Below are 10,992 nucleotides of genomic sequence, written 5' to 3'. Positions count from 1 at the left end.
AAATCCTTCGAGGGAATCGCAATAAGCGCGACGATGGCGATGACGATGAGCTTGCCGGGTTCCAGATCGAACATGCGTGTGGCTCGGGCGCCCTTCCAAGGCGATCGGGTGAAGGGCTTCCTCATCCTGAGGAGCGTGCGCGGCACGCGTCTCGAAGGACGAGGAAGCCCGGCTTCGCATATGTTTTCCTCACCCTCGTCCTTCGAGACGGCCTCTTCGAGGCCTCCTCAGGATGAGGAAACCCTTCACCCGATCGCCCTGCGGGCAATTTGCGTCATTGTGGACGTTGGGCGTCGAATCGTCCAAAGAAACTTGGGCTTCTTCGAATAGCCCAAGCGCGAGCGAAACCGCCAAACACATGCGCATTCTCGTTACCAATGACGACGGCATTCACGCGCGCGGCCTCGCCATCGCGGAGGCGATCGCGCGCGCATTCACCGACGATATTTTCGTCATCGCGCCGGAATTCGAGCAGTCCGGCGTTTCGCATTCGCTGTCGCTCAATGATCCGCTGCGGCTGCGGGAGATCTCGCCGCGCCACTTCGCGCTCAAGGGAACGCCGACCGATTGCGTCATCATGGGCCTGCGCAAGCTGATGCTCGATCATCCGCCCGATCTTCTCATTTCCGGCGTCAACTGCGGCCAGAATGTCGCCGAGGACGTCTCCTATTCCGGCACCATCGCCGGGGCGATGGAGGGCACGATTCTCGGCATTCCGTCGATTGCGCTCTCCCAGGTCTATGATTTCTTCGCAGATCGCCGGACGATCCACTGGGAATGCGCGGCGACGCATGGCGCCGAGGTTGTGCGCCGCCTGCTCGCGGCGGGCATCCCGAAGAACGTGTTGATGAATGTGAATTTTCCGCATTGTGCGCCCCAGGACGTCGCCGGCGTCGCGATCACCCTGCAGGGCCGGCGCAGCAGCGACATCATGCGGATCGAGGACCGCAAGGACGGCCGCGGCAATCCCTATCACTGGATTTCTTTCCAGCGCGGCGACTTCAAGCCGGGGCAGGGCACCGACCTGCTGGCGCTCGAAGAAAAGAAAATCTCCGTCACCCCGCTGCAGCTCGATTTCACCGATCACCCGACGGTGACGCGCCTCGCGGCGGCGTTTGAGGGCAAGGAATGACCGAGGAGGCCGGCGCGCGCCAGGCCAGCCAACAAATTGAGGAGCGCGCGGCGTTGCTGCTGACATTGCGCCAGGCGGGCCTGCGTGACCTCTCGGTGTTGCGCGCGATGGAGGCGACCCCAAGGGAGGCGTTCGCGCCCTATCGCTTTCGCGATCTCGCGAATCGCAATCTCTCGCTGCCGATCGGCTGCGGGCAGACCATGTCGCGACCGGTCGAACTCGCCAGACGGCTCGAAGCGCTCAAAATCGGCCGCGGCCACCGGGTGCTGGAGGTCGGGGCGGGGTCCGGCTATGGCGCGGCGGCGCTCGCGCAGCTCGCAAACGAGGTCGTAAGCCTCGAACGCTTCGCGACGCTCGCCATCGAGGCCTCGAGTCGATTGGCCGCCCACGGCGCTGTAAACGCCAAGGCGATTTTCGCCGACGGCCTCGATCCGCCTCACGAGCTTGGACGCTTCGATCGAATCATCGTCCAGGCCTCGGTCGGCGCCGCGCCTGCTGCGCTCATCCAGATGCTCACGCCGGGCGGCGCGTTGCTCTTCGCCCGAAGGGAGCACGCGAAGGCCGGCGCGCGCGCGAAGGAACGATTGATTAAGCTTGATCGCAATGAGGACGGCGAACTGCGGGAGACTGATCTTGGCCCGTGTCGCCTGGGGCCGGCGATCCCCGGACTGGCGCAGGCGCTCTAAAACATCGTGACCGAATGCTGAAAATTTTCACGGCCGCGCGCGCTTTGCGTTCATCTTAAACGGCTCCTTAACCGCCGCGCTGTTACCCATAAAGCCGTTCAATGTTGCGTTCGGGTGGGTCGCGTCATGGTTACCAAGCATCATATTGCTTATTCCCGCGCCGCAGTGCGGTTCTTGGCGGCCGTTGGCGTCGCCGCCCTTGTCGCCGGCTGCTCCGACGCCTCCCGCTTCGGAGGCGATACCTTCTCCGATCCCTTCTCCGACCCCTTCTCAGGATCAGCCAAGACCGCCTCGCTCGGCGTCGACCGGGCGCCTGTTGGCGCGATCGCCGACGCGCCGGCGCAGAGCCCGCCCTCCACGACGGTGGAAACCCGTCCATTGCCTGCCCCCTCGGCCAGCGCGTCCGCTCAGAGCGGCGGCGCTTCCATGGCGCGGACCTCTACGCCGTCGGCGCAGCCGTCGCCGACGCGCGTTGCAGCCGCCGGCGCCGGCGGCCACTGGAGCGCCGAAGGCGGCACGCCGATCGTTGTCGCCCAGGGCGAGACCGCGGCAATGCTCGCCACCCGCTACGGCGTGCCCACTGACGCGCTGCTGCGGGCCAATGGCTTCAACATTGCCTCCCAGGTTCAGCCAGGCTCTCGTCTGGTGGTTCCGGTCTATCGGGCCGGCGGAGCTCCCGTCGTGGCGACGCGCGCCTCTGTCCCAGCCGCGACCAAGCCGATCGCCGCGAAGCCCGCGCCGCTGGCGAAGTCCGCGGCCGCCGCCAAACCGGTGGAACAGGCGAAGCCGGTGCGCAAGACCGAAGTTGAACCGACGAAAACCAAGCCGATCGATAAGTCGAAGGCAGTGGCCAAGACTGCGCCGGAGAAGACGCTCGTCAAGGCAGAGGCGCGCATCGCCGCGACGACGCCGGCGCGCGCCGTCAAAACCGAGCGGATCGCCCGTGGGCCTTCCTCTCACGAGGCGCCGGAAGCTGAGTCCAAGATCGCGGACGCGCGCAGCAAGCCCGCTGTCGCCGAATCTCCGAAAGAAACGCCCGGCGCCCGCAAGGTCGATACGACCGCGACCGCCTCCATTCCCCCGGCGACTGACGCGAAAGCGGTGGCTTCCGACGAAGGTCGGCCTGAGTTTCGCTGGCCCGCCCGCGGCCGCATCATTCAGGGCTTCACAACGGGCGGCAACGACGGGATCAACATCGCGGTGCCTGAGGGAACTCAGGTCAAGGCGGCCGAAGGCGGCGTCGTCGCTTACGCCGGCAGTGAGCTCAAGGGCTACGGCAATCTCGTGCTCATTCGGCATCCCAACGGCTTCGTTTCGGCTTACGCCCATAATGGCGAACTCGACGTCAAGCGCGGCGATCAGGTCAAGCGCGGTCAGACGATCGCCAAATCCGGCCAGTCGGGCAATGTCGGCTCCCCGCAGCTTCACTTCGAACTGCGCAAGGGTTCGACGCCCGTCGATCCCACCCGCTATCTGGCGGGGTTGTAGGCATCGACGCGAGAACGCTCCGGCGTCCGCGAGACAAGGCGCTGGAGACTTCGGGGCGGCGGGTCCAAAGAAAGGCCCGCCGCTCTCGTCTTTTGGCGCCTCACGGGCCGATCAAAATGCTATATGGCGCGGGTCGTAACCGGAGGATCCCGCGCCAGTGAAGCATCGTCTCGCTTTCATTTTCCTGTTCGCCGCCACGCCGGCTTTCGCGGTGGATCCAACAGGCGTCCCGCAGTGCGACGCGCTACTCAAGCGCTATGAGGCCTGCTCGGGACAACTGCCGCCGTCTCAGGTCCATGCTGCGCAAAAGGAGCTGCTCGATGGCGCGGTCGGCATTCGCTCCGCGGCGACCGATCCAGCGAAACGGCCGGATCTCGAACGCTATTGCGCCGATCGGTTCGAATTGATGAAACGCGCAAGCGACATCAAGGACTGCATGTCGAAGCCATGAGCGCGGCGCGGGCGTCAATGTAATCTTTGCTCCGCATTTCGATCAGGCGCGACGCCGCGCGCTCGTATTCGCGCGCCTCGGCGCCAAAGCCCTCGCGGTAGAGTTCGGAAGGCTCCGCCGCGGCGGAAACGACCAGCAGGATGCGCGTTTCGTAAAGAACGTCGATCAGCGTGATGAAGCGGCGCGCTTCGTTCCGCTGTTCTGGCGCCAAGACTGGAACGTCTTCGACGATCACCGCGTCGAATTTCTCAGCGATCGCCATATAATCCGCCGCTGACAGCGGTTGACCGCAGAGCGCCGCGAAGCTCAGACGCGCGACGCGGCCCGCCGTTTGCGGGATCTCGATGCGGCGTCGCTTGACTTCAATTGTCGCAGGCCTTTCCCTCGCGTCGCCGGCGAGCGTCGCATAGAGCGCGTCAATCGCTGATCTCGCGCGAGAGTCGGCGGGCGTGAAATAGACCTGCCCGAGATCTTCGCGCCGTTGCCGATAGTCGTTCGGCGCGTCGAGACGCAGGACGTCCATTCGCTCCTGCAACATGGCGATAAAGGGCAGGAACAGATCGCGATTGCGGCCGCCTTCATAGAGCCGCGAAGGCTCGACGTTGGACGTCGCGACAATGACGACGCCCGACGCCAGCAGTGAAGAAAACAGCCGTGCGACGATCGAAGCGTCCGCGACGTCGTGCACGGCGAACTCGTCAAAGCAGAGCACACGGGTTTCTTGCGCGATGTCCTGCGCCACGCAGCTCACCGGATCGGCGTCGCCCCTGTGCGGCTTCTGACGCAGGCGATGCAGCCGATCGTGCACGTCCGCCATGAAGGCGTGAAAATGCGCGCGACGTTTCTTTTCGACAGGAAGCGCGCCGAAGAACAGGTTCATCAAGAAGGTTTTGCCGCGCCCGACCGATCCCCAGAGGTAGAGGCCGCGCGCAGGCTGCGCCCGAGGGCGAAAGGTCGCAAGGAGCGCTTGCGTCACACTGGCGCTTTTCGGCCTGCGGCCTGCGAGAGCGTCGGCGAGCGCTTGAAGCTTCTCGATCGCCGCGCGCTGCGACGCGTCGCGCTCCAACGCGCCTTGCGCGACGAGCGCGTCATATTTGTCGACGATGCTCTGCGCGCGCGAAATCATATGCGCCGCATCCTGCCGTTCGCCTCTGCGAGCGCGCCGGGGAGAAGTTCGCAATAGAGCAGGCGCTCTGGGTCCACGGGACCGGGCATCGTGATTTTGCCCCGCGGCACAGGCGCGAATCCCAGCCGTGCGTAATATTCCTCGTCGCCGACGAGCAAGACGAGCCCATGTCCGGCGTCGCGCGCCGCGTCCAGCGAATATTTGACGAGCGTCTCGCCGACGCGCTGCTGGCGAAACGCCGGCTCGACAGTCAACGGACCAAGCAGAAGCGCGGGCGTTGACCCGACGAGGATGGGCGTCATGCGGTTCGCGCCGACAAGCAGCGTCCCGATCCGCGCGACAAAAGACAGCGAGCGGTCAGGCTCGACGCCTTCGCGCAAGCGATAGGCCGTACGCGCATATCTGCCCGGACCGAACGCGCGTTCGTCGAGCTTTTCGAGATGCGCGTCGTCTGCGGCGGTCAGCGGCGCAAATTTTACGGCGAGATCGATCATGTTGTGGCTTGACCCTGGGCGCAGGCCATATCACGCGCCGTCTGCGCGGCAAAACCTCTCGTTGCGCCGCGACATGCCGCCATGCGACGCTATGGGCGGAGAGGGCCAATGGCGGAGTATCGCTTGCGCCGGGCAAGCATTGAGGACGCCCGATCGATCGCCGAACTCCACGCCAAGGCCTGGCGGGAGACCTACCTCGGGGTGATGCGCGCCGAGGCGCTGGCGTCGATCGATCTCGACGATTGGACGCGGCGCTGGCTGCAGCGGATCGGCTCGAGCGAAGGCGCTCAGGCCGTGTTCATCGCCTGCGAGGGCGAGACTCCGGTTGGGTTCGCCCGTTGCGGTCGCCTGTCCAGTCCAAAGCTCGTTCCGCTTGGCTTTGCGGGCGAAATCGCGTCGATTTACCTGCTGCTGCGCGCCCAGCGCCGGGGACTAGGCAGGCGCTTGATGGAGCGGCTCGCGGCGCATCTGATATCCGCCGGCTGTGCGAGCGCCGCCGTTTGGGTCTTGCGCGACTCGCCGAAGGCCCGCGGCTTTTATGAAGCGCTTGGCGCGGAGCCTGTCGGCGTCGAGGGCGTGTGGGAGATTGAGGGCGTCGTCCTCCCCGACATCGCTTATGGCTGGCGTGATCTGCGCGCCTTGAGCGCCGGAGCCGGCTCCGTCACGCGTTCACCAATAAGGTGAAACAGGCGTGTTCTGCAGCGCCTCGGACAGTCGCGCCCGCGTCCCTGCGGTCGTATCCGCTGGCAGAGCGTCGAGCGCGAAGAAGTCCGCCTCTGCGATCTCGCGATCAGGGGCGCGCGGCTGCGTGAGGCGGAACGCGCGCACGACGTAAAGCGCGACGTGGTCGCGCATCGAGAACCGCCGATTGAAATACATGCCGAACAGTTCAGGCGGTTCGTCCAGCAGGATGTTGGCTTCCTCGTGGAGTTCGCGCTCGAGCGCCTCGACAAGCGTTTCGCCGCTTTCGACGCCGCCGCCCGGCAAATAAAAGCCCTCCACATAAGTGTGTCGGACCAGCAGCACGCGGTTTCTAGCGTCGAGGACGAGGCCGCGCACGCCCAGGGTCATCGGACGCTGAAAGCGTGCGCCCAAAGCGATCAGCCGCGACGCAAAACGCGTGCGCGTCGATGGCGCCGCGGGTCCTTCTTCAGGCTTCGTCAAAACCGCCTCCGATCGCCCGAAACTATGGCAAATGACGCCCGAAAGCACTAGTGTCGCTGACCCATCCCGAATGCGGAAAGCGCCGCGCGGCGCGCCCGGCCGTCAGAGAGGATTCTTGAACTTCCGGCTCGCCCATCTTTCCGATGCGCATATCGGCCCAATTCCTCGGCCCAATCTCGCGGAGCTCCTTGGCAAGCGCGTCACGGGCTATGTGAACTGGCTTTATAAACGCGGCGATCAGCACGATATGAGCGTGCTCGGCAAGATCGTCGCGGACATCAAAGCTCAGGCGCCCGACCATGTCGTCATGACCGGGGATATCGTCAACATCGGACTTCCCGGCGAAATCGCGCTCGCCAAAGACTGGCTCGCCTCTCTGGGCGCGCCTGACGACGTGAGCTTCACGCCCGGAAATCACGACGCTTATGTGGCGAGCGTGACGGATCTCGTTCACGAAGTTTTCGCGCCTTGGACGACGGGCGAGGGCGACGGCGCCGGCTTTCCCTATTTGCGCCGGCGCGGCGGCGTCGCGCTGATCGGTCTCGACACCGGCGTGCCGACGGCGCCTTTCGTCGCTTCCGGGCGGCTCGGGGCGACTCAGCTGGCGGCGCTCGCGGATCTGCTGGAACGCGCGAAGGCGCAAGGACTTGCGCGCGTCGTCTGTCTTCACCACCCGCCGCATGTCGGCGGCGCCCGGCGGCTGCGCGGGCTCGAAGACGCGGCGGAATTCGAAAGCGTCATCGCGCGTCATGGCGCTGAGCTCGTTCTGCATGGGCATAATCACAAGCCCAGTCTGCATCGTCTGTCTGGACCCGGCGCCGGGACGCCGGTCGTGGGCGTCGCGTCGGCTTCGGCCCGGCCCGGCGGACACTACCCAGGCGCCGCCTATAATCTTTACCAGATCGAGCGCGAAGCTGGCGGCGTCAGGATTTCGCTGCGCAGGCGTGGATTGAACGACGCTGGCGAGGTCGTCGAACTCGAATCCGTTGAGCTGTGAAGCCTGCGCGCGATCAATCGACGCCGTCAGCGACGCAATCGCAAAAATCCTAACGACCTTCAAGCCAGATGAGCGCGCCAACGACCTCGTAAACGCAGGATATGCATATAGCCAAATGCAAAACGCTCTAACGCAATGCGCTCATCGAATAATGCGTTGGTCGGGCGGGGCCATTCGCCAGGTCGGCGAGAAGGTTGGGCTGAAGCTGCGGCTGCTCTTCCGTCAACTGCGCGGGCATATCGACATTGCCCCGAAGATACCAGCCGCTGACATCAAGAGGCGGCGGCGGAGGCAGATTTTCGGCGCGCGCGTTCACAGCGCCAGCAATCAGAACGAACGACAGCAGAAAGGCGATGGAGCGGCGCATGATGTGCTCCCATTTTCGGGCGCGCCACTGCGTTCGAATAGCGCAGCGCCGAAAAGGAAGCATGGGCGACAACGGTTAATGGCAAGTTAACCCTATCGCTTAACCAAGTTCCTTAACAGAACGCGTGCCTGCAAAGCATATCCGCGTCGCTTTCTCGTGGCGTCGCCAATCGCGTAAAGCGCCGGCTCAGGCCGCCTCGGCGGATTCCTTCAGCACGCTGCAGATCTGCGCGACGAGAGATTCGACCAGCTCGCGGTCGTCGCCTTCGCCCATGACGCGGATCACGGGTTCAGTGCCGGAGGGGCGAACAATGAGTCTGCCGGAGCCGCCAAGTCGCGCCCGCGCATCGTCGATTGCAGACGCCACCGCCGTGCGCTCCAATTCGCGACGATGGGCGCGCACATTCTCCAATACCTGCGGCAGCGGTTCGAACCGATGGCAAACTTCGCTCACCGGACGATCCTGACGCTTCACCTCCGCGAGCGCCTGCATCGCCGTCACGAGCCCGTCGCCTGTCGTGCAATAGTCAGAGAGAATGACATGGCCTGACTGTTCGCCGCCAATGTTGTAGCCGGCTTCGCGCATGCGCTCGATCACATAACGGTCGCCGACGGGCGTTCGCTCGAGTGTGAGCCCGATCGAATTCAGATGGCGCTCCAATCCAAGATTGGACATGATTGTCGCGACGAGGCCGGGCTTGGCCAGCAGTCCCTGATCGCGCCAGCTTTCGGCGATAACCGCCATCAGCTGATCGCCGTCGATCAGGCGCCCATTTTCGTCAACCAGGATGACACGGTCGGCGTCGCCGTCGAGCGCGATGCCCACGTCGGCGCGAAGCTCGCGCACCTTGTCACGCAGCGCCTGCGGCGCTGTGGAGCCCACGCGATGATTGATGTTGAATCCGTCGGGTTCGACGCCGATCGCGATCACTTCGGCGCCAAGCTCCCACAGCGCCTCGGGCGCCACCTTATAGGCCGCGCCATTCGCGCAATCGACGACGAGGCGCAAACCTTCCAAGCTCATATTGCGCGGCAGCGTGCGCTTGGCGAACTCGATATAGCGCGCGCGCACGTCGTCGATGCGGCGCGCGCGTCCGAGATCTCTCGGTCCTGCGCGCTTGCGCAACATATCGCCGTCGATGAGGCGCTCGATATCGCGTTCGATCTCGTCCGAAAGCTTGTGGCCGTCCGGTCCAAACAGCTTGATGCCGTTGTCCTCGAAGGAATTATGAGAGGCGGAAATCATCACGCCAACGTCGGCGCGCATCGATCTTGTGAGCATGGCGACCGCGGGCGTCGGCATTGGCCCCAGCAGCAGCGGATCCATGCCGACGGACGTGAAGCCGGCGACAAGCGCATATTCGATCATATAGCCTGAGAGCCGCGTGTCCTTGCCGATGACGACGCGGTGCCGACCTTCGCCGCGATGAAAGATCAGCCCGGCCGCCTGCCCAACCTTGAGCGCGAGCTCCGGCGTGATCTTCTCGTTGGCGAGGCCACGAATGCCATCTGTGCCGAAATAGGTGCGGGTCATTGAAGATCCTCAGCGAGCGGCGCCCGAGCGCCTCGGCGGCAAATCGGCGCATCCTTCACGCCATCTGTCACGCCATCCGTCGCGCCAAGTCGGCGCATCTATGGGCATAATGCCACAACGTTAAATGCGTGTTTTCGCCGGCCTAATGAACGGTTAATGAACACTCGCACATCGTCTGAACGGATGTCCACATGGAAGTCAAAATCTACCACAACCCCGCCTGCGGGACCTCGCGCAACGTATTGGCCGCCCTGCGCGAGGCCGGCTATGAGCCGCAGGTGATCGAATATCTCAAAAACCCGCCCGATCGGGCGACCTTGAAGGAGCTTCTGCGTCGCATGGGCAAGAGCGTGCGCGACGTGCTGCGCAAGCGCGGGACGCCCTACGCAGAACTGAGACTCGAGAATCCCGCCCTGTCAGACGACGAGATTTTCGCCGCCATCGAAAAGCATCCGATTCTGATCGAACGGCCGATCGTTTCGATGGGCGACAAGGCGGCGCTCTGTCGACCCGCCGAGACGGTCAATGATCTGATCGCGCGGTCCAAGACATAGATCGCCGGGGTTCGAATGCAAAAAACCCAGCGGCCGGACCGCTGGGTTTTTCCCGTTAGATCGGATGCGGCTCCAGGCCGCCGACGTCGGGCTCTGGCTTCTGGCCCGTCGTCGGCACCGCCGAGCCGCGCGGCGGCGGCGTTGGCGACGACTCTTCGCGCACCGGCCGCTTGCCGGCGAGCAGGCCCTTGATCTCATCGCCGGACAGCGTCTCGAATTCGAGAAGCGCATTGGCGAGCGTATCTAGATCCGTACGCTTGTCGACGAGGATCTGCCTGGCCTTCTCGTAAGCTTCCTGCACCAGCCGGCGCACCTCCGCGTCGATCGTCTCCTGCGTCTGTTCGGAGAAGGTCTGCGTGCGTCCGAGCGAGTAGCCGAGGAATTGCTCCTGCTGCGGATCGGCATAGGCGACCGTGCCGAGCTTGTCCGAGAAGCCGAGCTGGGTGACCATCGCGCGGGCGATGCGCGTCGCCTGCTGAATGTCCGAGGCGGCGCCGGAGGTCGTCTTCGCCGCCCCAAAGATCAACTCTTCGGCGACGCGTCCGCCCATCGCCATCGCCAGCATCGCCACGAGCTGCTCGTAGCTCTGCGAGATCTGATCGCGCTCGGGAAGACCCTGCACCATGCCGAGCGCTCTGCCGCGCGGAATGATCGTCGCCTTGTGGATCGGAATCGAGCCCGGCACGTTCAAGGAGACCAGCGCATGGCCGCCTTCGTGATAGGCGGTGAGCTTCTTCTCCTCATCCGTCATCACCAGCGTGCGACGCTCGGCGCCCATCATGATCTTGTCGCGCGCGTCCTCGAACTCCTGGTTCGTGACGATCCGCTTCGAGCGCCGCGCCGCCAGCAGCGCCGCCTCGTTGACAAGATTCATCAGATCGGCGCCCGAGAAGCCCGGCGTGCCGCGCGCGACGATCTTCAAATCCACGTCCGGCGCCAAAGGCACCTTGCGGGCGTGAACCTTGAGGATCTTCTCGCGGCCGATGAAATCCGGGTTCGG

Annotated in this window: 12 protein-coding genes and 1 pseudogene; 7 read left to right on the top strand and 6 right to left on the bottom strand. The window is 64.5% G+C overall.

Annotated features, from left to right (window positions below; translation table 11 throughout):
• Positions 1-358: 358 nt before the first annotated feature.
• The 4 genes from surE (at position 359) to ACR65W_RS08515 (ending at position 3,757) form a co-directional block, all read left to right on the top strand.
• Positions 359-1,132, top strand: coding sequence for a 5'/3'-nucleotidase SurE (surE, locus tag ACR65W_RS08530; protein WP_434500003.1), 774 nt, complete (start codon positions 359-361; stop codon positions 1,130-1,132).
• Positions 1,129-1,818 carry a protein-L-isoaspartate O-methyltransferase family protein gene (locus tag ACR65W_RS08525; RefSeq protein ID WP_434500002.1) on the top strand — a complete coding sequence of 230 codons (690 nt, stop codon included), beginning with the start codon at positions 1,129-1,131 and terminating at the stop codon, positions 1,816-1,818. The genes surE and ACR65W_RS08525 overlap by 4 nt, the downstream gene beginning before the upstream one ends.
• A 126-nt stretch (positions 1,819-1,944) precedes the next feature.
• Positions 1,945-3,306 carry a peptidoglycan DD-metalloendopeptidase family protein gene (locus tag ACR65W_RS08520; protein ID WP_434500001.1) on the top strand — a complete coding sequence of 454 codons (1,362 nt, stop codon included), beginning with the start codon at positions 1,945-1,947 and terminating at the stop codon, positions 3,304-3,306.
• Positions 3,307-3,463: 157 nt separating this feature from the next.
• Entirely contained in the window at positions 3,464-3,757 is a 294-nt protein-coding gene (locus ACR65W_RS08515) for a hypothetical protein (protein WP_256033276.1), read from the top strand.
• On the opposite strand, the gene zapE is transcribed toward ACR65W_RS08515, so the two are convergent.
• Together zapE and ACR65W_RS08505 are read right to left on the bottom strand one after the other, a co-directional pair.
• Positions 3,732-4,883, bottom strand: coding sequence for a cell division protein ZapE (gene zapE, locus ACR65W_RS08510; protein WP_434500000.1), 1,152 nt, complete (start codon positions 4,881-4,883; stop codon positions 3,732-3,734). The genes ACR65W_RS08515 and zapE overlap by 26 nt on opposite strands.
• Positions 4,880-5,377: a GNAT family N-acetyltransferase gene (locus ACR65W_RS08505; RefSeq protein WP_434499999.1), complete on the bottom strand. Its 498-nt coding sequence runs from the start codon at positions 5,375-5,377 to the stop codon at positions 4,880-4,882. Before ACR65W_RS08505 ends, zapE begins: the two co-directional genes overlap by 4 nt.
• A gap of 108 nt (positions 5,378-5,485) precedes the next feature.
• Here ACR65W_RS08505 and ACR65W_RS08500 point away from each other — a divergent pair, with 108 nt between their 5' ends.
• Entirely contained in the window at positions 5,486-6,061 is a 576-nt protein-coding gene (locus ACR65W_RS08500) for a GNAT family N-acetyltransferase (RefSeq protein WP_434499998.1), read from the top strand.
• Here ACR65W_RS08500 and ACR65W_RS08495 read toward each other — a convergent pair.
• Positions 6,047-6,541, bottom strand: a complete 495-nt coding sequence (locus tag ACR65W_RS08495) for an NUDIX domain-containing protein (RefSeq protein WP_434499997.1) — start codon at positions 6,539-6,541, stop codon at positions 6,047-6,049. The two genes, ACR65W_RS08500 and ACR65W_RS08495, sit on opposite strands and share 15 nt — an antisense overlap.
• 115 nt (positions 6,542-6,656) lie before the next feature.
• Between ACR65W_RS08495 and ACR65W_RS08490 the strand changes: the two genes are divergently transcribed.
• Entirely contained in the window at positions 6,657-7,538 is an 882-nt protein-coding gene (locus tag ACR65W_RS08490; protein WP_434499996.1) for a metallophosphoesterase family protein, read from the top strand.
• 127 nt (positions 7,539-7,665) lie between these two features.
• Here ACR65W_RS08490 and ACR65W_RS08485 read toward each other — a convergent pair whose 3' ends face one another.
• Both ACR65W_RS08485 and glmM read right to left on the bottom strand, forming a co-directional pair.
• Complete coding sequence (locus ACR65W_RS08485; protein WP_434499995.1) at positions 7,666-7,905, bottom strand: hypothetical protein; 240 nt, start codon at positions 7,903-7,905, stop codon at positions 7,666-7,668.
• Between the two features lie 186 nt (positions 7,906-8,091).
• Positions 8,092-9,438 (bottom strand): phosphoglucosamine mutase, encoded by a 1,347-nt coding sequence (glmM, locus tag ACR65W_RS08480; protein WP_434499994.1) that lies wholly within the window; start codon positions 9,436-9,438, stop codon positions 8,092-8,094.
• 191 nt (positions 9,439-9,629) lie between these two features.
• Between glmM and arsC the strand changes: the two genes are divergently transcribed.
• Positions 9,630-9,992 (top strand): arsenate reductase (glutaredoxin), encoded by a 363-nt coding sequence (gene arsC, locus ACR65W_RS08475; protein WP_434499993.1) that lies wholly within the window; start codon positions 9,630-9,632, stop codon positions 9,990-9,992.
• A gap of 55 nt (positions 9,993-10,047) precedes the next feature.
• Here arsC and ACR65W_RS08470 read toward each other — a convergent pair.
• Positions 10,048-10,992 (bottom strand): annotated as a pseudogene (locus tag ACR65W_RS08470) (ATP-dependent zinc metalloprotease FtsH); the annotation flags it as partial.

This window comes from Methylocystis sp. (assembly GCF_051062815.1).
GTDB lineage: Bacteria > Pseudomonadota > Alphaproteobacteria > Rhizobiales > Beijerinckiaceae > Methylocystis.
Note: the sequence above shows the minus strand (reverse complement) of the source record. Positions and strands in the feature narration are given on the sequence as shown.

Bases quoted from the DNA above. Each gene is read 5' to 3' on its own strand.
- ACR65W_RS08505 (WP_434499999.1), bottom strand. From the start codon at position 5,377: ATGATCGATCTCGCCGTAAAATTTGCGCCGCTGACCGCCGCAGACGAC.
- ACR65W_RS08525 (WP_434500002.1), top strand. From the start codon at position 1,129: ATGACCGAGGAGGCCGGCGCGCGCCAGGCCAGCCAACAAATTGAGGAG.
- surE (WP_434500003.1), top strand. From the start codon at position 359: ATGCGCATTCTCGTTACCAATGACGACGGCATTCACGCGCGCGGCCTC.
- glmM (WP_434499994.1), bottom strand. From the start codon at position 9,438: ATGACCCGCACCTATTTCGGCACAGATGGCATTCGTGGCCTCGCCAAC.
- ACR65W_RS08520 (WP_434500001.1), top strand. From the start codon at position 1,945: ATGGTTACCAAGCATCATATTGCTTATTCCCGCGCCGCAGTGCGGTTC.
- ACR65W_RS08500 (WP_434499998.1), top strand. From the start codon at position 5,486: ATGGCGGAGTATCGCTTGCGCCGGGCAAGCATTGAGGACGCCCGATCG.
- zapE (WP_434500000.1), bottom strand. From the start codon at position 4,883: ATGATTTCGCGCGCGCAGAGCATCGTCGACAAATATGACGCGCTCGTC.
- ACR65W_RS08485 (WP_434499995.1), bottom strand. From the start codon at position 7,905: ATGCGCCGCTCCATCGCCTTTCTGCTGTCGTTCGTTCTGATTGCTGGC.
- arsC (WP_434499993.1), top strand. From the start codon at position 9,630: ATGGAAGTCAAAATCTACCACAACCCCGCCTGCGGGACCTCGCGCAAC.